We start from the raw sequence: 26,931 nt of genomic DNA on the forward strand, positions 1-26,931 counted from the left end.
GAGAGCGTGCGTTCGGACGGACGGGTCTGATGCGCTTCCGCGTGCTTGGACCGCTGGAAGTGCAGTCCGCGGACGGCTGGACGGCGATCAGCGCCGCCAAGTGGCGGCAGCTGCTTGCCTGTCTGCTGCTGCGCTCAGGACAGCTCGTCCCGACCGACAGCCTCATACTCGAGCTGTGGGGTGACGTCCCGCCGAGCACGGCGAACAACCTCGTCAGCATCTACGTGCACCGGCTGAAGAAGGTCATCGGCGACACCGAGGGCAAGATGCTCGTCTACCGGGCCCCCGGGTACGTGCTGCGGGTCGGGCCTGGCGATGTGGACATCGAGCACTTCGAATCGCTCGCCGCTGACGGCAGGACCGCGCTCGCCGCCGCCGACGCGGAGCGGGCTTCGGCACTGCTCGGCGAGGCGCTCAGGCTGTGGCGCGGCCCGCTGCTCGCCGACGTGCCGCCGTCACCGCTGATCGCCTCGCGCGCCGACCGGATGGCCGAGCTCTGGCTCACCGTCACCGAGCTGCGCGTCGAGGCGGACATCGCCTGCGGCCGGGCGGTCCAGGCGGTACCCGGGCTGCGCGGGCTCGTGACGGAACACCCGCTCCGGGAGCGACTGTGGGCGCTGCTGATGCGGGCACTCGAGGCGGCGGGCCGCCGGGCGGAAGCGCTCGAGATCTACGCGCAGGCGCGCCAGGTGATCGCGGATGAGCTCGGCGTGGATCCTGGCAGCGAGCTGCAGCGGCTGTACGCGGACCTGCTCGCGGCCGACGCTTCCGCTGTGGCGCCTGCGCCGTCGGTGCCGCAGCGTCCGCGGCGCCCGTCGCGCCCCGGCCAGCGGCCTGCGCCGCTCGAGCCCGACGACGATGCCCTTGCCGCCGTCGTCGCGGGTGCCATCGCGGAATCCAGGACGGCCGGCGTCCCCCGCGAAGCGGCCGGCGCCTCCGACGTGGAGTCCGGCGAGCCGCCGTCGGGCGAGATCGGCGGCGCGATCGCGATCGGCACCTTCGCCGATCCGTCGGCGGCCTCCGCGGCGCAGCAGGCCGACGGCATGGCGCACGTGCCGCTTGCCGCACGGCCGACGCAGCTTCCCGCGGACATCGCGGACTTCACCGGCCGTGAGACGCACGTCGATCACCTGTGCGGACTGCTGCTCGGCGGCAATGCGGCGCGCAGCCCAGGCGCGGTCCGTGTCGTTGTCGTGAACGGGGCGGCGGGCCTCGGCAAGACCGCGCTCGCCGTGCACGCCGCGCACCAGGTAAGCCAGCAGTTCCCCGACGGTCAGCTCTACGTGGACCTGCTCGGGGCAAGCTCGCAGCCGGCCAGCCCCGGTGAAGTGCTCGCCAGGTTCTTGCGCGACCTCGGCATCGAGGGCGACAAGGTGCCGGCCAAGGACGATGAGCGCGCCGCGCTGTACCGTACGACGCTCACCGGCCGGCGAGTGCTTATCCTGCTCGACAACGCCAAGGATGCGGCTCAGGTCAGGTCGCTGCTGCCGGGCAGTTCGTCGTGCGCGGTCCTTGTCACGACCCGGAACAGGACGTCGGACCTGGCAAGCACGCGGTTCCTCGACCTGAACGTGCTTGAGGACACCGAGGCCCTCGCGCTGTTCGCCAGGATCGTGGGCGAGGAACGGGCCGCCGCCGAGCCCGACGCCACCGCCGAGATCCTCGTCGCCTGCGCCGGGCTGCCGCTCGCCATCAGGATCTGCGCCGCCCGGCTGGCGGCGCGCAGCTCATGGCGGATCGCGACGCTGGCGGGCCGCCTGCGCAACGTGCACCGCAGGCTTGACGAGCTCAAGACCGGCGACCTCGCCGTCCGGGCCAGCTTCCAGGTGAGCTACGACAGCCTGCGGACGGCGAGCAACGGTATCGATCCGGCCCGCGCGTTCCGGCTGCTCGGCCTCTGGGCGGGGACGTGGATCAGCCTGTCTGCCGCCGCGGCACTGCTCGGCGAGCCGGAAGACGACGTGGCTGACGTGCTCGAGGCGCTTGTGGATATCAACCTCCTCGAGTCTCCCGCCCCCGACCAGTACCGATTCCACGACCTGCTCAGGGTTTACGCCATGGAGCGTGCGTCGGCTGAGGAATCCGACGACGCGCGCGACGCCGCGGTGGACAGGCTCCTGTGGTGGTATCTGGACTCGGCACAGGCGGCCGCGGACCGGGTATCACCCCAGCGGTACCAGATCTCCCGCCCGCCTGACGAAGCGGGCTACCCGGCGCTGGCGTTCGGCACCGTCGACGCCGCGCTTGCCTGGTACGACGACGAGCGCGCCAACCTCGTCGCGGCGACCCGGCAGGCCGCGGGCGCCGGCTTGCAGGAGGTTGCGTGGCGGCTGCCGCCGACCCTGTTCCCGTTGTTCAACCGCCGGGGTAACTGGGCGGACTGCGTGACCACGCACCGCGTCGGTGCGGACAGCGCGCAGAAAGCCGGCGACAGGCTCGGCGAGGCGTGGGCGCTCAACCAGCTCGGCTTCGCGCTGGTGAGCCTGCGCGATCCCGATGCGTTCGGATACCTCGAGCGGGCACTGGAGATCAGGCAGCAGCTCGGTGACACGCGAGGCGAGGCGCAGACGGCCATCGTGCTCGGGCTAGGGCACCTGCAGATGCACGGGGCGGGCGAGGACGCGCTCCGCTACCTCAAGCACGCCGCAGAACTGCTTGAGCCGATGGGTGCCACCTCGCACCGCAGCGTCGCCTTGAACAACCTCGGCGAGGTGTACTTCGCCCTCGGAGATCTTGACGCGGCCGCCCAATGCTATCTGCAGGCACTTGAGATCGCCCGCGAATTCGGCAGCAACGCTGAGGGGCACGCGCTCCATAATCTCGGGCTTGTCTACTTGCGTCAGCGTCGGCTTGCCGAGGCGACCGCCAGGCTTGAGGAAGCGCTTCTCAAGCACCGCGCGTCGGGCGCCCTGGACGGGGAGGCGTGGACGCTCAAGAGCCTGGGTACCGCGCAGGCGGAGGCGGGCAGCGTGGCCGCCGCGAGAAATTCGCTGGCCGGCGCGTTGCGGATCTTCGAGCAGATCGGCTACCGGGATGACGCGGCGGAGACGGAAGCGCTGCTCGCATCGCTGGCTACCGGGCAGGGCGACGGGACCGGCAGGCGGTAAGCCGCGGCGTCGCCGGGCTTCGCGACGCGTCGAGAAATTAGCGAGATTAGCGGCTTGCATGTCACTAAAATCGCCAGTGCGCGATAGCGCACGGGGAATCCTTTGCAGGCAGGAAATGTGGGTAAGCCTTGGCGTTTACCTGGAAGGACGGGAAGAAAATGACCGAAGATAACCCGGAGAAGCCGGCCACTCCAGAGACGATCGCCGCTCCCGAGGCGATCGCGGCTCCCGAGGCGATCGCGGCTCCGGAGACGATTGCGGCTCCCGAGACGATCGCGGCACCTGAGACGATCGCGGCTCCAGAGACGATTGCGGCTCCCGAGACGATTGCGGCACCTGAGACGATCGCGGCTCCCGAGACGATCGCGGCTCCCGAGACGATCGCCGCTCCCGAGACGTCCGTCGAGAGCGAGTAAGCGGGCTGAGATAGCCCTGAGCCTCCCGGTCGAGTGCGTGTGCGGGTACGCGGCATCGCGACCCGCACACGCGCATAAGGAGCGGATGCGGAATGCTCCCGTCCGCGCGCGCACTGCTCATGGGCTAGACTTTGCGGGCGCAACGAACACCCAACAAGGAGTGACAGACCGTGCCTGAGGTCCGTATTGAAGCCGAGCCGCGCACCGAGTTCGGCAAGGGAGCTGCCCGCGCTACCCGCCGGGCGGGTCGTGTGCCCGCCGTCATGTACGGCCACGGCGCGGAGAACCGCCACTTCACGCTGCCGGGCCACGATCTCATGATCGCGCTGAAGACGCCCAACGCGCTCTTCGGCATCGCGGGCCTTCCCGGCAAGCCCCTGCTCGCCCTGCCGAAGGCCGTGCAGCGCAACCCGATCACCGGCTTCATCGAGCACGTGGACCTGATTGAGGTCCGCCGCGGCGAGAAGGTCACCGTGGAAATCCCGGTCCGGGTGAGCGGCGAGGTGTTCTCCGGCGGCCTACTCGACCAGCAGCTCGTGCAGATCGCGGTCGAGGCCGAGGCCACCCACCTGCCCGATGGCGTGGACATTGACGTCGAGGGCATGGAGATCGGCACCGCCGTCTACGCCAAGGACATCGCACTGCCGTCTGGCGCGACGCTGGTGACCGACCCGGACGCGCTCGTGCTGCACGTGCTCGCCGAGCGGACGGCGGAAGAGGTCGAGGCCGAGCTTGGCGAGACGCCTGCCGAGGCTGAAGTGGGCGAGGGCGCCGAGGCCCCGGCCGCCGAGGCCGAGCCCGAGGCCGAGTAAGACCTGCGTTTCCTGCGGGGCGCGGTCCGATGGCCGCGCCCCGCAGGCACGCGTGGAGTCCCGCCATGGCTGACGAACGCTGGATCATCGTGGGCCTCGGCAACCCGGGCCCGGAGTACGCGGGCAACCGCCACAACGCGGGCGCCATGGTCCTCGCCCTGCTTGCCGAGCGGATGGGCGCCAGATTCAAGGCGCATCGCACCCGCAACGACATCGTCGAGGGCCGCCTGGCGGGCCAGCCGGTCACCCTGGCCCGGCCGCATTCGTACATGAACCTGTCCGGCGGTCCCGTCAACGCCCTGCTCGGCTTCTACAAGGTTCCGCCGGAACGGGTTGTGGTCATCCACGACGAGCTCGACATCTCTTTCGGCGCGGTACGGCTCAAGCTGGGCGGCGGCGACAACGGCCACAATGGCCTGCGCTCGATCACCTCGGCGCTCGGCACCCGCGATTACTACCGCGTCCGCTTCGGCATCGGGCGCCCGCCGGGCCGGATGGACGCCGCCGCCTTCGTGCTGAAGGATTTCTCGGCGGCCGAGCGCAAGGAACTGCCCTTCGCCATCGACCGCTGCGCCGACGCGACGGAAGCCCTTCTCACCAAGGGCCTCATCGAGGCACAGAACCAGTTCCACACCGACCCGGCCTAGGCCGTCCGCCACCTCCTGGCGAACGCGCGTCGCAGCCGGTCCATGGTCGGCTGGGGTTCGTGGTAGATCTCGTGCCAGGTGAAGTGGAAGGTCTCCCACCCGGCATCGCGAAATTTCTCGTCCCGAGCCAGTTGCGCGCGGGCGCGTTCCCTGCCGCGTTCCCCCTACTTCAGCGCGCCGTCCGCCTCCCCGATCGTCCGGTATTCGTGCCAGCAGAAGTCTGCCGGCCGATGAATCCCTGTGTCCCGCTGATGTTTGCCTGCAGGGCCGGTGCCGGGATCTTGAACTGGGCGAACCTGACCCGGGCGACGGACTCAAGAGCCGACTCGGCGCGCACGTCGGCGAAACCGATCACCCGGCGCGCGCGCACGACCCCGCGCCACTGCGCGCAACTCTCCAGGACCACCGCGAACTCAAGGTATACCGCGTTTGGGGGAAGATTTGTCCGGTTTAATACGCTTTGATCCCCCCAAACTCAGTACATGTTGAATCGGGGGAGGCCGGGCGGCGCGGCGGGGCGGAGCGGGGGACGCGCTTACCGGATCTGAAGGGTGTGGAAGATCGTGGGGGACGCTGACGTTGGCTGTTACGTGCCTCTCACCGATGATCACGCCCTCGCGGCGGACCTGGCCGAACGCGCGGGCCACCTGCTAGTGACGCTGCGCGCGAACGGCGGCGACCCGGATGAGCTGCGGAAGGCCGGTGACCGGCAGTCCCACGAGTTCCTGATGGCCGAGCTGGCCCGGGAACGGCCGGGCGACGCCGTTCTTTCCGAGGAGGGAATTGACGACAAGGCCCGGCTGACGGCCGAACGGGTGTGGATCGTCGATCCGCTCGACGGCACCCGCGAGTTCGGCGAGGAGGGCAGGTCCGACTGGGCGGTCCACGTGGCGCTGTGGTCACGGGGCGCGGACGGCGGCCGCGGAGACGTGATCGCGGGCGCGGTGGCGCTGCCGGCCCGGGGGCGCGTGCTGTCCACGGCAGCTCCGGTGCCGAGCGCCGGAGACGAAAGTGCCGGCCGCCCGCTGCGCATGGTGGTCAGCAGGACCCGGGCAAGTCAGCTGGTCAGGGACGTGGCCGCGCGGATCGGCGCCGAACTCGTGCCCTGTGGTTCAGTTGGCGCCAAGGTTGCCACGGTACTCATGGGCGAGAACGACGTGTATCTCCACTCGGGGGGCTTCTACGAGTGGGACACGGCGGCTCCGGTGGCGGTAGCGCGCGCCGGCGGCTTCCATGTGTCCCGGATCGACGGAGCTCAAGTCCGGTATAACCAGGACAACCCGCTGCTGCCAGATATCCTGATTTGTCGGCCGGCAAACGCCGACGTACTGCTCAACGCCATCAGGGAAGCTACGCATGCGATCTGATTACCTGCTGTCCCAGCTCGACGTGCTCGAGGCCGAGTCGATCCACATCATGCGTGAGGTCGCCTCGGAGTTCGAGCGCCCGGCGCTGCTGTTCTCTGGCGGCAAGGACTCCATCGTGATGCTTGCCCTCGCGGAGAAGGCGTTCAAGCCGGCGAACATCCCGTTCCCCGTCATGCACGTGGACACCGGGCACAACTTCCCCGAGGTACTCGATTTCCGCGACAAGCGGGCGGCGGAGCTTAACGTCAGGCTCGTGGTGGCCAGCGTCCAGGACTCCATCGACCAGGGCCGGGCCGTGGAGGAGACCGGCCGCTGGGTGAGCAGGAACCGGCTGCAGACCGTGACGCTGCTCGACGCGATCGAGGAGCACCGCTTCGACGCCCTGTTCGGCGGCGCCCGCAGGGACGAGGAGAAGGCCCGCGCCAAGGAGCGCGTGTTCTCCTTCCGCGACGACTTCGGCCAGTGGGACCCGAAAAACCAGCGCCCCGAGCTGTGGAACCTCTACAACACGCGGATCAAGCGCGGCGAGCACATCCGGGTGTTCCCGCTGTCCAACTGGACCGAGCTCGACGTCTGGGCGTACATCGAGCGGGAGAACCTGGAGATCCCGAGCATCTACTACGCGCACGAGCGCGAGGTGTTCGAGCGGGACGGCATTCTGCTGGCCGTCAACGAGTACCTGCCGCGCGCCGAGGGCGAGGAGTCCTTCACCGCCACCGTCAGGTACCGGACGGTGGGCGACATGACGATCACCGGCGCGGTGCTGTCCACGGCCACGACGGTCGGTCAGGTGATCGATGAGGTTGCCGCGACCCGGATCACCGAGCGCGGCGCGACCCGCGCCGACGACCGGACAAGCGAGGCAGCGATGGAAGACCGCAAGCGGGAAGGCTATTTCTAAGACTCATGGATATCTTGCGGTTCGCCACCGCCGGCTCGGTTGACGACGGTAAGTCCACGCTGATCGGGCGGCTGCTCTACGACTCCAAGGCGATTTTCGAGGACCAGCTCGCCGCCGTCGAGCGGACGTCACGCGAGCGGGGCGAGGAGACCACGAACCTGGCGCTGCTCACCGACGGCCTGCGGGCCGAGCGGGAGCAGGGCATCACGATCGACGTCGCCTACCGCTACTTCGCCACGCCGCGGCGCAAGTTCATCATCGCCGACACTCCCGGGCACATCCAGTACACCAGGAACATGGTGACCGGCGCCTCGACCGCCGACCTGGCCATCATCCTGGTCGACGCGCGCAACGGGCTGAACGAGCAGTCGCGGCGGCACGCCTTCCTCACCACGCTGCTCCGGGTGCCGCACCTGGTGCTCGCGGTGAACAAGATGGACCTCGTCGGCTACGACCAGCAGGTCTTCGATGACATTTGCGACGAATTCTCCAAGTTCGCCACCAAGCTCGAGATCCAGGACCTGACCTTCATCCCGATCTCCGCGCTCAACGGCGACAACGTGGTCGAGCGGTCTGGCAACATGCCCTGGTACGACGGGCCGTCGCTGCTGCATCACCTGGAGCATGTGCACATCGCGTCCGACCGGAACCTTATCGATGTGCGCTTCCCCGTCCAGTACGTGATCAGGCCGCACGCGAGCAGCGACCCCGAGCTGCACGACTACCGGGGATACGCGGGCCAGGTGGCGGGCGGCGTGCTCAAGCCCGGCGACGAGGTGGTGCACCTGCCGTCCGGTTTCAGCACCAGGATCAGCCGGATCGACCTCGCGGGCAAGGAGGTCGCCGAGGCGTTCCCGCCCATGTCGGTGACCCTGCTGCTCGAGGACGACGTGGACATCTCGCGCGGCGACATGATCTGCCGCCCGAACAACCGGCCCAAGCCGGCCCAGGACATCGAGGGCATGGTCTGCTGGATGAGCGCAGAGCGGCCGCTGACCCCGCGGTCGCGGCTGATCGTCAAGCACACCACGCGCACCGTCAAGGGCATCGTCGGCGAGCTGCTTTACCGGATCGACGTCAACACCCTGCACCGCGACGAGTCCGCCACCCAGCTCGGCCTCAACGAGATCGGGCGGATCAGGATGCGGGTGACGCAGCCGCTTTTCGTCGACGCGTACTCGCGCAACCGGCTCACCGGCGGCATGATCCTCATCGACGAGGCGACCAACACCACAGTCGGCACCGTAATGATCACTGGTTTCCCCCCGGGGGGATGACCCTTTTTCCCCCGGGGGGATGACCCCCCCGGTGACCCCCCCAAAGCATGGGGGAGTCCCTCCCCCATTGCCCCCTCGCCGGGGGCAAGCCCCGGGACGGCGCCTCCGGCGCCGAGCACGTATTCAGTGGTTGCGGTTGCTGGGCCGCTAACCAGGGTGGTTCCCACTGGGGCGGGATGGGGTTTCAGTGCCGCGGCCATAGGCTAGCCGCATGACGCGCGCGGATCTTGAGAAGAAGCCGGCCGAGGTGGCCGCGATGTTCGACGCCCTGGCGGGGCGCTACGACCTGATGAACGACGTCCTGTCGATGGGTCAGGTCCGGCTGTGGCGCAGGCGCGTCCAGCGCATCCTGCGGGCGGGCCCCGGCGACCGGATCCTCGACCTGGCCGCGGGGACGGGCACCTCGTCGGTGACCTTCGCGGCGGCCGGGGCCGACGTGGTGGCGTGCGACTTTTCACTCGGCATGCTCCAGGCGGGCCAGGCGAGGCAGGTGAAGAGCGACCCGCTTGGCACCAAGAGCAGGGGCCGGATCGCGTTCGCGGCGGGCGATGCCCTGCGGCTGCCGTTCAAGGACGGCGCCTTCGACGCCGTGACCATCTCGTTCGGCCTGCGCAACGTGCACGGAACGCGCGACGCGCTCGCCGAGATGCGCCGCGTGACACGGCCGGGCGGCCGGCTGGTGGTGTGCGAGTTCAGTGAGATCAAGATCGCGCCGCTCGATATGCTCTACAGGCGTTACCTGACCGGTGTCCTCCCGGCGATCGCCCGCCGCGCTGCGCGTAACCCCGCCGCCTACGAATATCTCGCCGAGTCGATCAGCGACTGGCCCCCCCAGCGGGAGCTTGCCGACGTGATCAGCGCGGCAGGCTGGTCGTCGGTCCGGTGGCGTGACCTGACGCTTGGCATCGTGGCGGTCCACGTCGCACGCAACCCCTAGACAAGCCGGCAAGTCGTCCACCTCTGTTAACGCTCTGACCAAGGGCCCGCTAGGGTAGGGGCGGCGAATCGTCCCGTTCGGGGCGAGGATTAAACTAACGGCAAAGAATTTGTGAAGCTGTTCACAAGAAACCCAGGATTGCGCCAAGTGACAGAGCACGTGCCAGCCCATCGGGATCCAGGCCAGCGGGACGACGACGCCGACGTGATTGTGGTCGGCGCCGGTCCTTCGGGTTCCGCCGCCGCGTACTACCTTGCGCAGGCAGGCCTGGACGTGCTGCTGATCGAGAAGTCCAGGTTCCCGCGGGACAAGGTGTGCGGCGATGGCCTCACCCCGCGCGCGGTCAAGGCCCTGGTCGCGATGGGCGTCGACGTCAGCGAGGAAGCGGGCTGGCTGCGCAACAAGGGTCTGCGCGTCATCGGCGGCGGCATGCGCCTCGAGCTGGACTGGCCGGAGCTGAGCAGCTACCCGGGCTACGGCCTGGTGCGCACCCGGGCCTCACTTGACGAGCAGCTCGCCCGCCGCGCTCAGGCCGCCGGCGTCAAGCTTCTCGAGGGGACCACGGTCACCGGCCCGGTGCTCGATGACGACGGCCGCATCGTTGGCGTGCAGACGCAGGCTGAAGCCGAGGAAAAGCCAAGGTCAACGGATAACGCGGAACGGTTGCGTGGTGCCAGTCCGCCGCCCGGTGGGACGACCCCCGGCGGGAGGACGTTGCGCGCGCGCGTAGTCGTGGCGGCAGACGGTAACTCGTCGCGGCTGTCGATCGCGATGGGCCTGCGCAAGCGGGACGACCGGCCGATGGGCGTCGCGGTGCGCACCTACTACACCTCGCCGCGGCACAAGGACGACTACCTGGAATCCTGGCTCGACCTGTGGGATGGCGACCGGCTGCTGCCCGGCTACGGCTGGATCTTCGGCATGGGCGACGGCACCTCCAACGTGGGGCTCGGCATGCTGAACACGTCGACGGCGTTCGGCAACACCGATTACAAGGCACTCCTGCGCCGCTGGCTACGGTCCATGCCTGACGAGTGGGGCTACACCGAGGAGAACCGCACCGAGCCCGTCAGGGGCGCGGCACTCCCGATGGGCTTCAACAGGACCCCGCACTACCACCGCGGCCTGCTGCTCGCGGGCGACGCGGCAGGCATGGTGAACCCGTTCAACGGCGAGGGCATCGCCTACGCGATGGAGTCGGGCGAGATCCTGGCCCGCGTGGTCGCCCAGGCCCTCGCCCGGCCGACGGCCGCCGAGACCGAGCGGGTGCTTCGCGGCTACCCCGAGATTCTTCAGGACGCGTACGGACGGTACTACACGCTCGGCAGGATCTTCGTGCAGCTGATCGGCCGTCCGAAGCTGATGCGCTACGCCACCGCGCGCGGCATGCACCACCCCCAGCTGATGAAGTTCGCGCTCAAGCTGCTCGCCAACCTGTCCGACCCGATGGACGGCGACGCGAGCGACCGCATCATCAGCGCCATGACCCGACTCGCACCGGCCTCCAGGTGACCCGATGCCTAGGATGAATGACCACAGGAAGGGGGCGATTACACGGTGAAGCTGTATATACCGATCTTGGTGCTCATGGTTCTCGCCGCCGGATTCGCCACGTTCTCAGTCGTAGCGGGGACCTTGATGGGCCCGAAGCGCTGGAACAAGGCGAAGCTCGACGCGTACGAGTGCGGCATCGAGCCCACCCCGGTCCCGCTTGGCGGTGGCAAGATCCCGGTCAAGTACTACCTGACCGCGATGCTGTTCATCGTCTTCGACATCGAGATCGTCTTCCTTTACCCCTGGGCGGTGACCTTCGGCAAGCTCGGCGCGTTCGGCCTTGTCGAGATGGTCGCCTTCGTGATCACTGTGCTCGTCGCGTACGCCTACGTCTGGCGGCGCGGCGGCCTGGAATGGGATTAGCAGATGGGCATCGAAGAGAAGCTGCCGAGCGGCGTCCTGCTCACCTCGGTGGAGAAGATCGCCGGATGGGCCCGGGCCCGCTCGGTGTGGCCGGCCACCTTCGGCCTCGCCTGCTGCGCGATCGAGCTGATGATGACCGGCGGCCCGCGGCATGACCTGGCCCGGTTCGGCATGGAGAAGACCGGTTCGACCCCGCGTGAGGCCGACCTGATGATCGTCGCCGGGCGGGTGAGCCAGAAGATGGCCCCGGTCCTCCGGCAGATCTACGACCAGATGCCCGAGCCCAAGTGGGTCATCTCGATGGGTGTCTGCGCCTCGAGCGGCGGCATGTTCAACAACTACGCGATCGTGCAGGGCGTGGACCACATCGTGCCGGTGGACATCTACCTGCCCGGTTGCCCACCGCGGCCGGAGATGCTGATGGACGCGATCTTCAAGCTGCACGACAAGATCCTGAACATGAAGCTCGGCCCGGATAGGGACAAGGAGATCACCGAGCTCGAGGAAGCGCGGCTCAACCTGAGCCCGCTGCGGGTCAGCGCGGGGATCAATGACTTGGGGAGTGAGCTGTGACGACCCCTGGCGGGGACGAGTCTGGGCTGCCGGCCCGGCAGGGCGATGAGGACGGCGAACGGCCGGTAGTCCGCACCGGCATGTTCGGCGTGCACGGCACCCCGGACACCTCCGGGTACGGCCAGCTCCAGGTGCACCGGCAGCCGCTCCTCGTCTCCGAGCCCCCCTACGGCGGCTACTTCGACGCGGTGGCGCAGGCGCTCGGCGCCGCGCTCACGGCCGATGGCAGCGGCTTCGCCGAGGCCGTTGAGCGGGTCGTGGTGGACCGCGGCGAGCTGACCTTCTATGTACGCCGCGAGCACCTGCTCGTGGTCGCGGACAAGCTGCTGCACGACCCGGCGCTGCGTTTCGAGATCTTCTCAGGCGTCTCAGGCGTGCACTACCTGGACGAGCCGGGGCGCGAACTGCGCGCCGTCTACCACCTGCTGTCGATCACCCACAACAGGCGGCTGCGGCTCGAGGTGTCCGCCCCTGACGCCGACCCGCACATCCCGTCGGTGACCCCGGTGTACCCGGCGGCCAACTGGCACGAGCGGGAGACCTGGGACTTCTTCGGGATCGTCTTCGACGGGCACCCGGCGCTGACCAGGATCGAGATGCCCGACGACTGGCGGGGTCACCCGCAGCGCAAGGATTACCCGCTGGGCGGCATTGCCGTCGAGTACCGCGGCACCAAGGTGCCGCCGCCGGATGAAAGAAGGGCGTACTCGTAATGAGCGAGACTACGCACGCGACCCCTGGTGCGAGCGACGCCGAGGCGGATGCCACCGAGGGCCGCGTCTACAACGTGGCTGGCGGCGACTGGGACGAGCTGGTCGCCGGCGACGATGAGCGCGGACCGAACGAGCAGATCGTTGTCAACATGGGCCCGCAGCACCCGTCCACGCACGGTGTTCTCCGGCTGGTGCTGACCCTGGAGGGCGAGACGGTCACCGACGCCCGCGCGTCGATCGGCTACCTGCACACCGGTATCGAGAAGAACATGGAATACCGGACGTGGACGCAGGGCACCACGTTCGTCACGCGCGCCGACTACCTGATGCCGCTGTTCAACGAGGCGGCGTACTGCATGGCGGTCGAGCGCCTGCTAGGCATCGAGGACAAGCTGCCCGAGCGCGCCACGCTCATCCGGGTGCTCATGCTCGAGCTGAACAGGATCGGCTCGCACCTGGGCGGCATCGGCCCGTTCGGCCTTGAGCTTGGCGCGACCACGATCTTCCTGCAGGGCGTCCGAATGCGGGAGAACGTCCTCGACCTGCTTGAGCTGATCACCGGGCTGCGGATGAACCACGCGTTCATCCGGCCAGGCGGCGTGGCGCAGGACCTGCCGGCCGGCGGCATCGAGGCGATCCGCGACTTCCTGCGCAAGGCTCCGGCCTGGGTGCACGACCTGCGCAAGCTGATCGACGCCAACCCGGTATTCAAGGCGCGGACGCAGGGCATCGCCTACCTGGACCTGGAGGGCTGTATGGCCCTCGGCGTTACCGGGCCGATGCTTCGCGCGACCGGACTGCCCTGGGACCTGCGCAAGTCCCAGCCGTACCTGGGTTACGAGACCTACGAGTTCGACGTCCCGACCCAGGACACGTGTGACACTTACGGTCGCTACCAGGTCCGGATGGCAGAGATCGACGAGTCACTCCGGATCATCGAGCAGGTTCTCGACCGTCTCGCAGACCGGGCGGGCGTCCCGAACGACCCGTATCTCATCCAGGACAAGAAGATCGGCTGGCCGGCCCGGCTGTCCCTCGGCCCGGACGGCCTCGGCCCGTCGCCCGAGCACATAGCGCACATCATGGGCCAGTCCATGGAGGCACTCATCCACCACTTCAAGCTGGTGACCGAGGGGTTCCGGGTGCCGGCCGGCCAGGCGTACGTGCCGATCGAATCGGCCAAGGGCGAGCTCGGCTGCCACGTGGTGAGCGACGGCGGCACCAGGCCGTACCGCGCGCACCTGCGCGACCCCTCGTTCCACCACTTGCAGGCCGTCTCCGTGCTGTGCGAAGGCGGCAACCTCGCGGACGTGATCCCGGCGATCGCGTCGATTGACCCGGTGATTGGAGGCGTTGACCGGTAATGCCGTTCAGTGAGGAAACGCTGACCCGGCTGAAGGCGGACGCCGCGGAGATCACCGGAAGGTACCCGCGGGCCCGTTCCGCGCTGCTGCCGCTGCTGTACCTGGTGCAGGCGGAAGAGGGGTACGTCTCCGACGAAGGCATGGCGTTCTGCGCCGAGGTGCTCGGCATCACGCAGACCGAGGTGCGCGGCGTGGCGACCTTCTACACCATGTACAAGCACGAGCCTGCCGCCGAGTACCAGGTCGGGGTGTGCATCAACACCACCTGCGCGATCATGGGCGGCGACCAGATCTATGCCGAGCTCGCCGGGCACATCGCCGGCAACGCAGGGCACGAGGACGCGGAGCACGGCGACGCGCTCGGCGGCACCCACGACCACGGCGACATCAAGTCCCCGGACGGCAAGGTCGCCCTGGAGCGCCTGGAGTGCAACGCGGCCTGCGACTACGCCCCCGTGGTCATGGTCAACTGGGAGTTCTTCGACAACCAGACGCCGCAGTCGGCGAAGAAGCTGGTCGACGACCTCCAGGCGGGCCAGGACGTGACGCCGACCCGCGGCCCGAACAAGCTGTGCACCTGGAAGCAGGCCAACCGGATCCTCGCCGGATTCGGTGACGGCCACGCGGCCGAGGGTCCCTCGGCGGGGCCGGCCAGCCTGGTCGGGCTCAAGCTGGCCAAGGAACGCGGATGGAAGGCTCCTAACCCGTCATGACGGACACCCTCACCCCGGTCCTTACCGCCAACTGGGACCAGCCGGACTCCTTCACGCTCGACGGCTACAGCCGCGACGGCGGGTACAAGGCGCTGCCCAAGGCGCTGGCGATGGACCCGGACGACGTGATCGCCACGGTGAAGAGCGCGGTGCTCCGCGGGCGCGGCGGCGCCGGCTTCCCGACCGGCATGAAGTGGTCCTTCATCCCGCAGAACGACGGCAAGCCGCACTACCTGACGGTCAACGCCGACGAGTCCGAGCCGGGCACGTGCAAGGACATCCCGCTGATGATGGCCAACCCGCACGTGCTCATCGAGGGCATCATCATCACCTGCTACGCCATCAGGGCTAGCCACGCGTTCATCTACGTGCGCGGCGAGGTGCTGCACGTGATCAGGCGGCTGCAGCTCGCGGTCGCCCAGGCGTACGAGGCGGGTTACCTCGGCGAGGACATCCTCGGCACCGGCTTCAAGCTCGACGTGGTGGTGCACGCGGGCGCGGGCGCCTACATCTGCGGCGAGGAGACGGCGCTGCTGACCTCGCTCGAGGGCTATCGCGGCCTGCCGCGGAACCGGCCGCCGTTCCCCGCCGTCGAAGGCCTCTACGCGAGCCCGACGGTGATCAACAACGTCGAGTCGATCTCGAGCGTGCCGTCGATCATCGACAAGGGGTCCGACTGGTTCTCCGGCCTCGGCACCGAGAAGTCCAAGGGCTACGGCATCTTCTCGCTGTCTGGGCACGTGAAGAACCCCGGACAGTACGAGGCGCCGCTCGGCATCACGCTGCGCGAGCTGATCGATCTGGCAGGCGGCATGCTCCGGCCGGGCCACCCGCTGAAGTTCTGGACGCCTGGCGGCTCGTCCACCCCGCTGCTCACCCACGAGCACCTGGACATCCCGCTTGACTTCGAGGGGGTGGGCGCCGCCGGGTCGATGCTCGGCACCCGGGCGCTGCAGCTCTTCGACGACACGACCTGCGTGCTGCGCGCGGCGCTGCGCTGGACGGAGTTCTACCAGCACGAGTCGTGCGGCAAGTGCACGCCGTGCCGTGAGGGCACCTACTGGCTGGTGCGCGCCGTGGAGCGGCTCGAGCAGGGCGAGGGTACTGACGAAGACCTGGAGACGATCCTCGACGTCGGCGACAACATCGTGGGCCGCGCGTTCTGCGCCCTCGGCGACGCCGCGCCGGTGCCGATCAGCTCCGCCATCAAGTACTTCCGCGACGAGATCATCCTGCACTCCAAGAATGGCGGCTGCCCGTTCGATCCGGCCGCTTCGACCGCGTGGGCGGTGTGAGGGAATGACAGTAGAGCCAACCACTAGCCGGCCGAAGGTCGACACGGTGAACGTCACCATCGACGGCTACCAGGTCTCGGTGCCTAAGGGCACCCTGGTGATCCGGGCGGCGGAGGAGATCGGGATCAGCATCCCAAGGTTCTGCGACCACCCGCTGCTCGACCCGATCGGCGCCTGCCGTCAGTGCCTGGTGGACATCGAGGGGCAGCGCAAGCCGCTCGCCTCCTGCACCACGGTCTGCACGGACGGCATGGTGGTCAAGACGCAGTTCACCTCGCCGGTGGCCGACAAGGCGCAGCAGGGCGTGATGGAGCTGCTGCTGATCAACCACCCGCTCGACTGCCCGATGTGCGACAAGGGCGGCGAGTGCCCGCTGCAGAACCAGGCGATGTCGAACGGCCGGGGCGAGTCCCGCTTCCGCGAGCCCAAGCGCGAGTTCGACAAGCCGGTCGCGATCTCGACCGAGGTGCTGCTCGACCGCGAGCGGTGCATCTCCTGCACCCGCTGCGTGCGGACCTCGGAGGAGATCGCGGGCGACGACTTCATCGAGTTCCTTGAGCGCGGTCCGCGGCAGTACATCGGCACCGCCAACGGCAAGCCGTTCAACTCCTACTTCTCCGGCAACACGGTGCAGGTCTGCCCGGTCGGCGCGCTCACCGGCGCGGCCTACCGGTTCAAGTCCCGCCCGTTTGACCTGGTGTCCACGCCGAGCATCTGCGAGCACTGCGCCTCCGGGTGCCACCTGCGCACCGACCACCGGCGCGGCAAGGTGATGCGCCGCCTGTCGGGCGATGAGCCGCTGGTCAACGAGGAGTGGAACTGCGACAAGGGCCGCTGGGCGTTCAACTACGCGACTCAGCCCGACCGGCTGACCACTCCGCTCGTCCGCGACGCCGAGGGCGTGCTGCGGCCTGCCTCCTGGGCCACCGCGTACGCGGCGGCGGCGCGCGGCCTGGCGGCGGCGCGGGACGCTAGGGATGCGGCGGGGGCGGGCGGGCCGGGAGGAAGCAGCCCGGCCGGGGTCGGCGTGCTGGCCGGCGGCCGGCTGACACTCGAGGACGCCTACGCCTACGCGAAGTTCACCAGGCTCGCGCTGAACACCAACGACATCGACATGCGGGCACGGGCGCACTCGGCGGAGGAGGAGCAATTCCTCGCCGCCCGGGTGGCCGGGCGCGGCATCGAGGTCAGCTACGCCGACCTTGAGGTGGCGCCCGCGGTGCTGCTGGCCGGCTTCGAGCCGGAAGACGAGTCCCCGATCGTGTTCCTGCGACTGCGCAAGGCGGCGCGCAAGACCGGGCTCAGGGTCTTCTCCGTCGCGGCGCTCGCCTCGCCCGGCCTGGAGAAGGTCTTCGGCACGCTGCTGCCGACCGTGCCTGGCGCCGAGCCTGCCGCGCTGACCGCGCTCGCCGCGGGCGGTGGGACCGACCCCGACATCGAGGCCGCGGCGGATCTGCTCGCCAGGCCCGGCGCGGTGATCCTCGTCGGCGAGCGGCTCGCCGAGGTGCCTGGCGCGCTCGCGGCCGCGGTGCGGCTAGCGGACGCGAGCGGCGCGAGGCTGGCCTGGGTTCCCAGGCGAGCCGGAGAGCGCGGCGCCGTCGAGGCGGGCGCGCTGCCCGGCCTGCTGCCGATCGGCCGCTGGGTCGGCGACCCGAAGGCGCGCGCCGAGGTGGCGCTTGCCTGGAACAAGGCCTCGCTGCCCGCCACACCTGGCCGCTCCACCGCGGCGCTGCTCGCGGCCGCCGAAGCCGGCGAGCTCGGTGCTCTTGTCGTCGCAGGCGTCGACGTCGCCGACCTGCCCGACCCGGCGGGCGCGCTGCGCGCGCTGGAGCGGACGCCGTTCATCGTCTCGCTCGAACTGCGGGCAAGCGACGTCACCGACCGCGCGGACGTGGTGTTCCCCGTCGCCGCGGTGGCGGAGAAGTCGGGCACGTTCGTGAACTGGGAGGGCCGCGGCGGCTCGTTCGCCGCGTCGCTCAGCGTGCCGGGCATCCGCTCCGACCTGTACGTGCTCGCCGCGATCGCCGAGGAGCTCGACGTGCACCTGGGGCTGCCCGACGCGGCCGCCGCACGCGCCGAACTCGTCGCGCTCGGCGCGTGGCAGGGCGCCCGCCCGGCCGCGCCGGCCGTGGTCGCCACGCCGCCCGCCTCGTCGGCACCCGGCGAACTCAGGCTGGCGACCTGGCACCAGCTCATCGACGCCGGGCGGATGCAGGACGGAGAGCCGTACCTGGCAGGCACCGCGCGTCCCGTCGTGGCGCGGGTGTCCGCCGCCACCGCGGCGGACGCCGGCCTGGCCGACGGCGACAAGGTGACCGTGACGACTCAGGCAGGCTCGCTGACCGTCCCGCTCGCCGTCACCGACATGGCCGACGGCGTGGTGTGGCTGCCCGCCAACAGCTCCGGCTCCGCGGTCCGCACGGACCTCGGCGCAGGCCACGGGAGCAGGGTTACCCTGAGGAGGGCTGAATGACCGGCGTGCTCGCGGCGGATCCGACGCTGAGCGACTTCAACCAGATCATCTGGTGGATGGTGCTGCTCAAGGTCGGCGTCGTCTTCGTCTTCCTGCTGCTTACCACGATCTTCATGATCTGGTTCGAGCGCCGCGTGATCGGCCGGATGCAGAACCGGCCCGGCCCCAACCGGGCCGGTCCCTGGGGCCTGCTGCAGCCGGTGGCCGACGCGCTCAAGCTGCCGCTCAAGGAGGACATCGTCCCCACCAAGGTGGACAAGCTGGTGTTCTTCATCGCGCCGATCATCGCCGCCTCGACGTCGTTCGTCGCCTTCGCGATCATCCCGGTGGGCCCGGTGGTGTCGATCTTCCACCACCTGACGCCGCTTCAGGTCACGGACCTGCCGGTAGCGGTGCTGCTTGTGCTCGCGATGAGCTCGGTCGGCGTCTACGGCATCGTGCTGGCCGGCTGGGCCTCGCGCGGACCATACTCGATCCTCGGCGCGCTCCGCTCGACCGCACAGGTGATCAGCTACGAGATCGCCATGGGCCTGTCGTTCGTCGCCGTCTTCCTTGACGCCGGGTCGCTGTCCACCACGGCGATCGTCTCCGCCCAGGAGCACTTCTGGTACTTCTGGGTGCTCGCCCCGTCGTTCATCATCTACCTGGTGACGATGGTCGGCGAGACCAACCGGATCCCGTTCGACCTCCCCGAGGGAGAGGGCGAAATCGTCGCCGGCCACATGACCGAGTACTCCTCGATGAAGTTCGCCATGTTCTTCCTCGCCGAGTACATCAACATGACGACAGTCTCGGCGCTCGCCGTAACGCTGTTCCTCGGCGGCTGGCGGGCACCGTGGCCGATCTCGCTGTGGTCGGGCGCGAACAGCGGCTGGTGGCCCGTCCTGTGGTTCCTCGGCAAGGTCTTCTTCCTGCTGTTCTGCTACGTGTGGCTGCGCGGCACGCTGCCGCGGACCAGGTACGACCAGCTGATGGCGCTCGGGTGGAAGATCCTCATCCCGTTCTCCATCGTGTGGCTGCTGCTTGTCGCCACCGTGCGGGCGCTGCGCGAGGACAACCACTCGCCGGTCGTCTATGCGGTGGCCGGCGTGGTGCTCATCCTGTTCGTGCTGCTGATCACGTTCTGGGACAACGGGTACCAGAAGCACCTCGCCCGGATCGCGCCGGAGGGCACAGCCGCGGATGCGGAAGAGGACGAGTGGGACTACGACGAGGACGGCGAGCTGGTCAAGGTCGAGAGGCCGGCGGTGGAGCCGAGGTTCCCCGTGCCGCCGCTCGACCTGCCGCACTATCACGGCCTTGAGCTTGACGCCGCGGGCGGCTTGGTGCGCGGCGACGCCACCGGCGTTACGAAGGAGGTCACCGGTGCCGGTTCTTGACTTCCTCAACCCCGTCAAGGGGTTCGGGGTTACCTTCCGGGAGATGTTCAAGAAGGTTGACACCGTGATGTACCCGGAGGACAAGCGGCCGACAGCGCCGCGGTTCCACGGCCACCACCAGCTCAACCGCTGGCCCGACGGCCTCGAGAAGTGCATCGGCTGCGAGCTGTGCGCCTGGGCGTGCCCCGCCGACGCGATCTACGTCGAGGGCAGGGACAACACTCCCGAGGAGCGCTACTCGCCCGGCGAGCGGTACGGGCACGTCTACCAGATCAACTACCTGCGCTGCATCCTGTGCGGACTGTGCATCGAGGCGTGCCCCACCCGGGCGCTCACGATGACCAACGAGTACGAGCTCGCGGACGACGACAGGGAAAAGCTGATCTGGACCAAGGAACAGCTGCTCGTTCCGCTGCTCGAGACCATGGAAGCCCCCCCGCATGCGATGCGGCTTGGCAAGGACGAGAAGGACTACTACCGGCTCGGTGGCGCCGGGGTGTCACCCACCGGCCGCGCCCCCGGCATGTCCGGTCCAGGCGGACCGAGCGGGCCCGCGGTGCCCGCCACCGCCACGGACGAGGACGTGCCGGGACAGGACGAGGTCAAGCCCGGCGGCGAGCAGGCCACCTACAGCGGCCAGGAGGCGGAGCTATGATCAACGCTCTGGCGGCAGGCGGCAGCGGGACCAACCTGGATCCGATCTACGCCGAGGTGCTGTTCTGGATCCTCGCGGTCCTGGCGGTCTCCTCTGCGCTGATGATGATCATCGTGCGGCAGGCCGTGCACTGCGCGCTGTTCCTCGCGGTCGTGATGCTGTCGCTCGCGGTCATGTACGCGATGCAGGGCGCCCCGTTCCTTGCCTTCGTGCAGGTGATCGTCTACACCGGCGCGGTGCTGATGCTGTTCCTGTTCGTGGTCATGCTGATCGGCCTCACCTCGGCGGAATCGCTGGTGGAGACCATCAGGGGCCAGCGGCTGTGGGCGGGCCTGGCCGGCATCGCCTTCGCGGTGCTGCTCACGGTCGGCATCGGTCACGCGGCGATCGCGAACGCGGCGCCGAAGACAAGCGCCTTCGGCAATGACAACCTCACCGGGCTGGCGAAGCTGATCTTCACCACGTACGTGTTCCCGTTTGAAGTCACCAGCGCCCTGCTGATCACCGCCGCCCTGGGGGCGATGGTCCTGGCGCACCGGGAGCGGACGTCGCCCAAGCCGACCCAGCGGGAGGTGGCCCGCCGCAAGATCGCCAGCGGCCAGGTCGCACCCGAGCCGCCGCCCGGTGTCTACGCGCTGCACAACGCCGTCGACATGCCGGCCATGCTGCCGGACGGTACCACCACAACCCGTTCCGTATCGAGTGCCGTGGTCCAGCGCGACCTGCAGCTCGGTCGCGACCCCGAGGGGGACGTGGCCTCCGACATCGCCGCGGGCGAGCGCGTCGAAAAGGAGCGGCAGATCGAGGCAGCCGCCCGCGGGAGGGAAGACCAGTGAGCCCAGCGGCCTATGTGTTCCTTGCGGTCATCCTGTTCGTCATCGGCTCCGTCGGCGTGCTGATTAGGCGCAACGCGATCCTGGTGTTCATGAGCATCGAACTCATGCTGAACGCGTGCAACCTGGCGTTCGTCTCGTTCGCCCGGCTGCACGGAAACCTGGACGGTCAGGTGGTCGCCTTCTTCGTGATGGTCGTCGCCGCCGCCGAGGTCGTCGTCGGGCTCGCCATCCTGATGGCCATCTACCGGGCCCGCAGGTCCGCGTCGGTTGACGACGCGAACCTGCTCAAGAACTGAGGGGATAACTCGCGATGACGACGCTCGCCGCTACCGGCGTGCTCCGCTACTCGTGGCTGCTGCTCGCCTTCCCGGTCTTCGGCGCGGCGGTCCTGCTGATCGGCGGCCGGCGCACCGACAAGTGGGGGCACCTGCTCGGCGTTTTGATGTCCCTCGCGTCCTTTGTCTACGGCGTGATCGCATTCTTCACGCTGCTTGGCTACGCGGCGCCGGACCGCAGCCGCGACCTGCACATGTACTCCTGGATCCCGGTCGCCGGGTTCCAGGCGAACATCGGGATCCTGATCGACCCGCTGTCCGCCTGCTTCGTGCTGCTGATCACCGGGGTCGGCTCGCTGATCCTCATCTACGCGGTCGGCTACATGGCGCACGACACCGACAGGCGCCGGTTTTTCGGCTACCTGAACCTGTTCATCGCGGCCATGCTGCTGCTTGTCCTGTCGGACAACTACGTGGCCCTGTACGCGGGCTGGGAGGGCGTTGGTCTCGCCTCCTACCTGCTCATCGGGTTCTGGCAGTTCAAGCCGACGGCGGCGGTGGCGGCCAAGAAGGCGTTCATCGTGAACCGGGTCGGTGACGTCGGCCTGTCGCTGGCGATCATGCTGATGTTCGCGGAGTTCGGCTCGGTCAGTTTCACCGGGGTGTTCTCCGCGTTCTCCTCGGGCCACTTCGGTGGCAGCGGAGTCGCCTCGGCTCTCGGGCTGCTGCTGCTGCTCGGCGCCTGCGGCAAGTCCGCGCAGGTGCCGCTGCAGTCCTGGCTGCTCGACGCGATGGAGGGCCCGACGCCTGTGTCGGCCCTTATCCATGCGGCGACGATGGTCACGGCTGGCGTCTACCTCATCGTGCGTTCCAACCCGATCTTCAACGCCGGGCCGACCGCGCAGCTCGCGGTCACCGTCGTCGGCGCGGTGACGCTGCTGTTCGGCGCGATCATCGGTTGCGCGAAGGACGACATCAAGAAGGCGCTCGCCGGGTCCACGATGTCGCAGATCGGCTACATGACGCTCGCCGCTGGCCTCGGCCCGGCCGGGTACGCGTTCGCCATCGCGCACCTGCTCGCCCACGGCTTCTTCAAGGCCGGACTGTTCCTCGGCGCCGGCTCGGTGATGCACGGCATGGACGACGAGGTCGACATGCGCCGGTACGGCGGGCTGCGCAAGCTCCTGCCGATCACCTACGTGACATTCGGCCTTGGCTACCTGGCCATCATCGGGATTCCGCCGTTCTCCGGGTTCTTCACCAAGGACAGCATCATCGACGCCGCCTGGGAGAAGGGCGGCACCTCCGGATGGATCCTGGCGGCCTGCGCCATCATCGGCGCCGGCATCACGGCGTTCTACATGTCGCGTGTCATGCTGATGACCTATTTCGGCCCGAAGCGCTGGGAAGAGAACGGCGTGCTCGGCGGCGCGGGCGCGTCCCCCGCCTACAAGGAGCCGCACGTACCGCACCCGCACGAGTCCCCGCTCGTGATGACCGTGCCGATGATCCTGCTCGCGATCGGCTCCGTCGCGGCCGGCGGGTTCCTGATCATCAACTCACGGCTTGTCGACTTCCTGGCGCCGGTGGTCGGGGTTCCGCCGACATCGCATGGCATCTGGACGGTGCCGGGCATCATCGCCCTCGTCCTCGCCCTGATCGGCGTCGGGATCGCCTGGGCGATGTACGGGCGGGTGCCGGTGCCCGCGGTCGCGCCGCGCGGCTCGGTGCTCACCCACGCCGCGCGCGCCGACCTGTACGGCGACGCCCTCAACGAGTCGGTGCTCATGCGCCCCGGCCAGTGGCTCACCCGGCTGTCGGTGTACTTCGACAGCCGCGGCGTGGACGGCCTGGTGAACGGGCTCGCGGCGACCATCGGCGGGACGTCGGGACGGTTGCGGCGGCTGCAGAACGGCTTCGTGCGCTCTTACGCGCTGTCCATGCTCATCGGCGCCGTGCTGCTGGTAGCCGGCCTACTGGTGGTGAGGCTCTAATGAACACTGCTGCGATAACGGTGGCAGCGGCGAACAGCGGGACGCCCTGGCTGACCGTTGCGGGCGCGATTCCGCTGGTCGGCGCGATCGTGGTGGCGCTGCTGCCGGTGCGGCTCGCCAAGGTGACCGCGCTCGCGTTCGCCGTGGCCGACCTGATCTGGGTGATCGTGATGGCTGCCCAGTTCAACACCTCGGGACCGACGTACCAGCTGACCGAGCAGTACTCCTGGATCCCGCAGTTCGGCGTGCACTATGCGCTCGGCGTGGACGGGATCGCGCTCGTGCTCATCGGCATGACCGCGGTGCTGATGCCGGCGGTCTTCCTGGCCTCCTGGCACGACGCGGACGGCACGGGCGTCCAGCGCTCGCCCAAGACGTACTTCGCGCTGATGCTCGCGCTCGACACGATGATGATCGGGGTCTTCGCGGCCACCGACGTCTTCCTGTTCTACGTGTTCTTCGAGGCCATGCTGGTCCCGATGTACTTCATGATCGGGTCGTTCGGCGTCGGGCCGCGGCAGTACGCGGCGGTCAAGTTCCTGCTGTACAGCCTGCTCGGCGGCCTGCTGATGCTGGTCGCGGTGATCGCCCTCTACGTGTACTCGAGCGAGTCGGCATCCACCGGGCACCACGGCACGTTCATGTTCTACTCGCTGGTGCACCTCGCGCTGTCTCCCACGGTGCAGAAGTGGCTGTTCCTCGGCTTCTTCGTGGCGTTCGCGATCAAGGCGCCGCTATGGCCGTTCCACACTTGGCTGCCCGACGCCGCCTCGTCCGCGCAGCCGGGCGCCGCGGTGCTGATGCTCGGCGTGATGGACAAGGTCGGCACCTTCGGCATGATCAGGTACTGCCTTGAGCTGTTCCCCGACGGCTTCCACTACTTCACCCCGCTGATCCTGGTGCTGGCGGTGATCTCGATCATCTACGGCGCGATCGTGGCGATCGGGCAGACCTCGATGAAGCGGCTGATCGGGTACACCTCGATCTCCCACTTCGGCTTCATCGTGCTCGGCATCTTCGCGCTGACCTCCCAGGGCCAGTCAGGCGCCACGCTCTACATGGTCAACCACGGGTTCGCCACCGGGGCGCTGTTCCTGCTCGCCGGGTTCCTCATCGTCCGGCGCGGCTCGGACCGCATCGCCGACTACGGCGGCGTGCAGAAGGTCGCGCCGCTGCTGGCCGGGCTGTTCCTCGTGTCCGGTCTGGCAGGCCTGTCGCTGCCCGGCCTGTCCACCTTCGTCTCTGAGTTCCTCGTGCTCGTCGGCACGTTCTCCAGGTACAAGGTGGCCGGCTCGTTCGCCGTGGCGGGCATCGTGCTCGCCGCGATCTACATCCTGTGGATGTACCAGCGGACGATGAACGGGCCGACGGCCGAGTCAGTCGCCGCCATGCCGGACCTGAGGGTCAGGGAACTGCTCGCGGTGGTGCCGCTCGTGGCACTGATCATCGCGATGGGCGTGTACCCCAAGCCCGTGCTCGATGTGATCAACCCGGCTGTCAAGGCCACAATGTCCCAGGTGGGCTCCGTTGATCCGGTGCCCGCCCATCCGGCAGCCGCCCAGAATGGAGCCCAGCCGTGAGCCTCGCCGCTGTCGCAGGCACTGCTGCTGTCGCCGCTGCGGTGCCCGGCGCCATCAAGGCGCCGAGCATCGAGTACAGCCAGCTCGCGCCGATGCTCGTGGTGTTCGCCGCCGCGATCGTCGGGGTGCTCGTCGAGGCCTTCGTGCCGCGCGAGCTGCGCCGTGCCGTCCACCTGCTTGTCACCTTCGGCGCGCTGGTGGCGGCGTTCATCTGGACGTGCGTGATCGCCGCGTCTTCGACGCTGTTCGCGCACGGCGCCTCCGGTCACAACGCGGCGATGGGCGCGGTGGCCGTCGACCGGCCGACGCTGTTCATCCAGGGCACGATCCTGGTGCTCGCCGCGGTCTCCGTGCTGCTGATCGCCGACGCGTCGCACGACGTCTCGACGTTCGCCGGGCAGGCGGCCGCCGTTCCCGGGTCCACCGAGGAGCGCGAGAGCCTGCTGGCGGGCCTGGTGCACACCGAGATCTACCCGCTGACCCTGTTCGCGGTCGGCGGCATGCTGCTCTTCCCGGCCGCGAACGACCTGCTGACGATGTTCGTCGCCCTTGAGACGCTGTCGCTGCCGCTGTACCTGCTGTGCGGTCTTGCCCGCAGGCGCCGGCTGCTCTCGCACGAGGCGGCCATGAAGTACTTCCTGCTCGGCTCGTTCTCCTCGGCCTTCTTCCTGTTCGGCGTCGCCATGCTGTATGGATACTCCGGCTCGGTCTCGCTCGCCACGATCTCCGCCGACGCGTCGGCGGGCACCGGCTCCGACACCCTGCTGTTCGCCGGGGTGGCGCTCACCGGCATCGGGCTGCTGTTCAAGATCGGCGCGGTGCCGTTCCAGGCCTGGAAGCCCGACGTCTACCAGGGCGCGCCGACCCCGATCACCGCCCTGATGGCGTCCTGCACCGTGGTGTCGGCCTTCGGCGCCCTGCTGCGCGTCTACTACGTCGCGTTCGGCACGCTGACCTGGGACTGGCGGCCCGCGTTCTGGGTTGTCGCGATCCTCACCATGGTCATCGGGGCGATCATCGCAGTCACCCAGACGGACGTGAAGCGGCTGCTCGCCTACTCGTCCATCGCGCACGCCGGGTTCATCCTCACCGCGGTGATCGCGTCCTCGGCTCAGGGCCTGTCCGCCTCGCTTTTCTACCTGGCGACCTACGGACTGACCACGATCGGCGCGTTCGCGGTGATCACGCTGGTCCGCGACTCCGGCGGCGAGGCCGACCACCTGTCCCGCTGGGCCGGGCTCGGGAAGCGCTCCCCGTGGGTGGCAGGCGTGTTCGCGCTGTTCCTGCTCACCTTCGCCGGCATTCCGCTGACGTCCGGGTTCACCGGAAAGTTCGCCGTATTCTCGGCCGCGATCGCGGGCGGCGCCACGCCGCTCGTCATCGTCGGCGTGGTGTCCTCGGCGATCGCCGCCTTCTTCTACGTCCGCATCATCGTGCTGATGTTCTTCAGCGACCCGGTGCCCGACGGCCCGGTGGTCGCGGTGCCCTCGGTGTTCACCGGCACGGCGGTCGGCCTTGGCGCGCTGTCCGCCGTGGTGTTCGGCATCGTGCCGGCGCCGCTGCTCCAGCTGGCAAATCACGCGGCGAACCAGTTGTTCGTCCGCTGACCCGCTTTTCCTGACGATGGCCGCCTGTCGCTTGCCTCGTGATCCCGTCCCGGATCCCGGTGCGACGGCGGCCATCGGCTACCCTGGGGATTT

At 68.8% G+C, this 26,931-nt stretch carries 23 protein-coding genes and 1 pseudogene; 23 read left to right on the plus strand and 1 reads right to left on the minus strand.

Translation table 11 applies throughout. The annotated features are described in order from the left end of the window. Positions 1 to 41 precede the first annotated feature (41 nt). From EAS64_RS15380 to pth, 4 genes are all read left to right on the plus strand, one after another. A complete protein-coding gene (locus EAS64_RS15380; RefSeq protein ID WP_222849338.1) occupies positions 42 to 3,107 on the plus strand; it encodes an AfsR/SARP family transcriptional regulator in 3,066 nt (1,021 codons plus the stop codon). A 158-nt stretch (positions 3,108 to 3,265) separates the two neighbouring features. After that, entirely contained in the window at positions 3,266 to 3,523 is a 258-nt protein-coding gene (locus EAS64_RS43590) for a hypothetical protein (protein ID WP_187365947.1), read from the plus strand. 170 nt (positions 3,524 to 3,693) lie between these two features. Continuing rightward, on the plus strand, positions 3,694 to 4,335 hold the full coding sequence (locus EAS64_RS15390) for a 50S ribosomal protein L25/general stress protein Ctc (RefSeq protein WP_145853707.1): 642 nt from the start codon (positions 3,694 to 3,696) through the stop codon (positions 4,333 to 4,335). Positions 4,336 to 4,400: 65 nt separating this feature from the next. Continuing rightward, on the plus strand, positions 4,401 to 4,982 hold the full coding sequence (gene pth / locus EAS64_RS15395; RefSeq protein ID WP_145853708.1) for an aminoacyl-tRNA hydrolase: 582 nt from the start codon (positions 4,401 to 4,403) through the stop codon (positions 4,980 to 4,982). 169 nt (positions 4,983 to 5,151) lie between these two features. Here pth and EAS64_RS15400 read toward each other — a convergent pair whose 3' ends face one another. Continuing rightward, a complete protein-coding gene (locus EAS64_RS15400; protein ID WP_145853709.1) occupies positions 5,152 to 5,388 on the minus strand; it encodes a hypothetical protein in 237 nt (78 codons plus the stop codon). 184 nt (positions 5,389 to 5,572) lie between these two features. Between EAS64_RS15400 and EAS64_RS15405 the strand changes: the two genes are divergently transcribed. From EAS64_RS15405 to nuoN, 19 genes and pseudogenes are all read left to right on the plus strand, one after another. Continuing rightward, on the plus strand, positions 5,573 to 6,349 hold the full coding sequence (locus EAS64_RS15405) for a 3'(2'),5'-bisphosphate nucleotidase CysQ (protein ID WP_145854773.1): 777 nt from the start codon (positions 5,573 to 5,575) through the stop codon (positions 6,347 to 6,349). Beyond that, positions 6,339 to 7,250, plus strand: coding sequence for a sulfate adenylyltransferase subunit CysD (gene cysD, locus EAS64_RS15410; protein WP_145853710.1), 912 nt, complete (start codon positions 6,339 to 6,341; stop codon positions 7,248 to 7,250). Before EAS64_RS15405 ends, cysD begins: the two co-directional genes overlap by 11 nt. Before the next feature lie 5 nt (positions 7,251 to 7,255). Next, positions 7,256 to 8,527, plus strand: a complete 1,272-nt coding sequence (locus EAS64_RS15415; protein WP_145853711.1) for a sulfate adenylyltransferase subunit 1 — start codon at positions 7,256 to 7,258, stop codon at positions 8,525 to 8,527. A gap of 211 nt (positions 8,528 to 8,738) precedes the next feature. Further along, on the plus strand, positions 8,739 to 9,464 hold the full coding sequence (locus EAS64_RS15420) for a demethylmenaquinone methyltransferase (protein ID WP_145853712.1): 726 nt from the start codon (positions 8,739 to 8,741) through the stop codon (positions 9,462 to 9,464). Positions 9,465 to 9,611: 147 nt separating this feature from the next. After that, the gene (locus EAS64_RS15425) at positions 9,612 to 10,976 is read left to right on the plus strand and encodes a geranylgeranyl reductase family protein (protein WP_222849339.1); all 1,365 of its coding nucleotides are present in this window, start codon (positions 9,612 to 9,614) and stop codon (positions 10,974 to 10,976) included. 45 nt (positions 10,977 to 11,021) lie between these two features. After that, a complete protein-coding gene (locus tag EAS64_RS15430) occupies positions 11,022 to 11,381 on the plus strand; it encodes an NADH-quinone oxidoreductase subunit A (RefSeq protein WP_145853713.1) in 360 nt (119 codons plus the stop codon). A gap of 3 nt (positions 11,382 to 11,384) precedes the next feature. Next, the gene (locus EAS64_RS15435; protein WP_145853714.1) at positions 11,385 to 11,954 is read left to right on the plus strand and encodes a NuoB/complex I 20 kDa subunit family protein; all 570 of its coding nucleotides are present in this window, start codon (positions 11,385 to 11,387) and stop codon (positions 11,952 to 11,954) included. After that, positions 11,951 to 12,667 carry an NADH-quinone oxidoreductase subunit C gene (locus EAS64_RS15440; protein ID WP_145853715.1) on the plus strand — a complete coding sequence of 239 codons (717 nt, stop codon included), beginning with the start codon at positions 11,951 to 11,953 and terminating at the stop codon, positions 12,665 to 12,667. Before EAS64_RS15435 ends, EAS64_RS15440 begins: the two co-directional genes overlap by 4 nt. Then, complete coding sequence (locus EAS64_RS15445) at positions 12,667 to 14,031, plus strand: NADH-quinone oxidoreductase subunit D (RefSeq protein ID WP_145853716.1); 1,365 nt, start codon at positions 12,667 to 12,669, stop codon at positions 14,029 to 14,031. The genes EAS64_RS15440 and EAS64_RS15445 overlap by 1 nt, the downstream gene beginning before the upstream one ends. Further along, a complete protein-coding gene (gene nuoE / locus EAS64_RS15450; protein WP_145853717.1) occupies positions 14,031 to 14,744 on the plus strand; it encodes an NADH-quinone oxidoreductase subunit NuoE in 714 nt (237 codons plus the stop codon). The genes EAS64_RS15445 and nuoE overlap by 1 nt, the downstream gene beginning before the upstream one ends. Continuing rightward, the gene (gene nuoF, locus EAS64_RS15455) at positions 14,741 to 16,039 is read left to right on the plus strand and encodes an NADH-quinone oxidoreductase subunit NuoF (protein ID WP_145853718.1); all 1,299 of its coding nucleotides are present in this window, start codon (positions 14,741 to 14,743) and stop codon (positions 16,037 to 16,039) included. The genes nuoE and nuoF overlap by 4 nt, the downstream gene beginning before the upstream one ends. 4 nt (positions 16,040 to 16,043) lie before the next feature. Continuing rightward, positions 16,044 to 18,512: an NADH-quinone oxidoreductase subunit G gene (locus tag EAS64_RS15460; RefSeq protein ID WP_145853719.1), complete on the plus strand. Its 2,469-nt coding sequence runs from the start codon at positions 16,044 to 16,046 to the stop codon at positions 18,510 to 18,512. Continuing rightward, positions 18,509 to 19,891 carry an NADH-quinone oxidoreductase subunit NuoH gene (gene nuoH, locus EAS64_RS15465; protein WP_145853720.1) on the plus strand — a complete coding sequence of 461 codons (1,383 nt, stop codon included), beginning with the start codon at positions 18,509 to 18,511 and terminating at the stop codon, positions 19,889 to 19,891. Before EAS64_RS15460 ends, nuoH begins: the two co-directional genes overlap by 4 nt. 43 nt (positions 19,892 to 19,934) lie before the next feature. After that, positions 19,935 to 20,378 (plus strand): annotated as a pseudogene (nuoI, locus tag EAS64_RS15470) (NADH-quinone oxidoreductase subunit NuoI); the annotation flags it as partial. Between the two features lie 164 nt (positions 20,379 to 20,542). Then, positions 20,543 to 21,382, plus strand: a complete 840-nt coding sequence (locus EAS64_RS15475) for an NADH-quinone oxidoreductase subunit J (protein ID WP_145853722.1) — start codon at positions 20,543 to 20,545, stop codon at positions 21,380 to 21,382. Beyond that, a complete protein-coding gene (gene nuoK / locus EAS64_RS15480; protein WP_145853723.1) occupies positions 21,379 to 21,678 on the plus strand; it encodes an NADH-quinone oxidoreductase subunit NuoK in 300 nt (99 codons plus the stop codon). The genes EAS64_RS15475 and nuoK overlap by 4 nt, the downstream gene beginning before the upstream one ends. Before the next feature lie 14 nt (positions 21,679 to 21,692). Beyond that, complete coding sequence (gene nuoL, locus EAS64_RS15485) at positions 21,693 to 23,651, plus strand: NADH-quinone oxidoreductase subunit L (protein ID WP_145853724.1); 1,959 nt, start codon at positions 21,693 to 21,695, stop codon at positions 23,649 to 23,651. Further along, a complete protein-coding gene (locus EAS64_RS15490; protein WP_145853725.1) occupies positions 23,651 to 25,231 on the plus strand; it encodes an NADH-quinone oxidoreductase subunit M in 1,581 nt (526 codons plus the stop codon). The genes nuoL and EAS64_RS15490 overlap by 1 nt, the downstream gene beginning before the upstream one ends. Before the next feature lie 41 nt (positions 25,232 to 25,272). After that, complete coding sequence (gene nuoN / locus EAS64_RS15495) at positions 25,273 to 26,838, plus strand: NADH-quinone oxidoreductase subunit NuoN (protein ID WP_145854776.1); 1,566 nt, start codon at positions 25,273 to 25,275, stop codon at positions 26,836 to 26,838. Positions 26,839 to 26,931: the final 93 nt, after the last annotated feature.

The organism is Trebonia kvetii (assembly GCF_007827045.1).
Classification (GTDB): domain Bacteria; phylum Actinomycetota; class Actinomycetes; order Streptosporangiales; family Streptosporangiaceae; genus Trebonia; species Trebonia kvetii.

Excerpts from the sequence above, each read along its gene's own strand:
- EAS64_RS15460 (WP_145853719.1), top strand. The coding sequence starts at position 16,044 with ATGACAGTAGAGCCAACCACTAGCCGGCCGAAGGTCGACACGGTGAAC.
- pth (WP_145853708.1), top strand. The coding sequence starts at position 4,401 with ATGGCTGACGAACGCTGGATCATCGTGGGCCTCGGCAACCCGGGCCCG.
- nuoL (WP_145853724.1), top strand. The coding sequence starts at position 21,693 with ATGACGACGCTCGCCGCTACCGGCGTGCTCCGCTACTCGTGGCTGCTG.
- EAS64_RS43590 (WP_187365947.1), top strand. The coding sequence starts at position 3,266 with ATGACCGAAGATAACCCGGAGAAGCCGGCCACTCCAGAGACGATCGCC.
- EAS64_RS15415 (WP_145853711.1), top strand. The coding sequence starts at position 7,256 with ATGGATATCTTGCGGTTCGCCACCGCCGGCTCGGTTGACGACGGTAAG.
- EAS64_RS15435 (WP_145853714.1), top strand. The coding sequence starts at position 11,385 with ATGGGCATCGAAGAGAAGCTGCCGAGCGGCGTCCTGCTCACCTCGGTG.
- EAS64_RS15490 (WP_145853725.1), top strand. The coding sequence starts at position 23,651 with ATGAACACTGCTGCGATAACGGTGGCAGCGGCGAACAGCGGGACGCCC.
- EAS64_RS15420 (WP_145853712.1), top strand. The coding sequence starts at position 8,739 with ATGACGCGCGCGGATCTTGAGAAGAAGCCGGCCGAGGTGGCCGCGATG.
- EAS64_RS15445 (WP_145853716.1), top strand. The coding sequence starts at position 12,667 with ATGAGCGAGACTACGCACGCGACCCCTGGTGCGAGCGACGCCGAGGCG.
- nuoH (WP_145853720.1), top strand. The coding sequence starts at position 18,509 with ATGACCGGCGTGCTCGCGGCGGATCCGACGCTGAGCGACTTCAACCAG.
- nuoE (WP_145853717.1), top strand. The coding sequence starts at position 14,031 with ATGCCGTTCAGTGAGGAAACGCTGACCCGGCTGAAGGCGGACGCCGCG.
- EAS64_RS15475 (WP_145853722.1), top strand. The coding sequence starts at position 20,543 with ATGATCAACGCTCTGGCGGCAGGCGGCAGCGGGACCAACCTGGATCCG.
- nuoF (WP_145853718.1), top strand. The coding sequence starts at position 14,741 with ATGACGGACACCCTCACCCCGGTCCTTACCGCCAACTGGGACCAGCCG.
- cysD (WP_145853710.1), top strand. The coding sequence starts at position 6,339 with ATGCGATCTGATTACCTGCTGTCCCAGCTCGACGTGCTCGAGGCCGAG.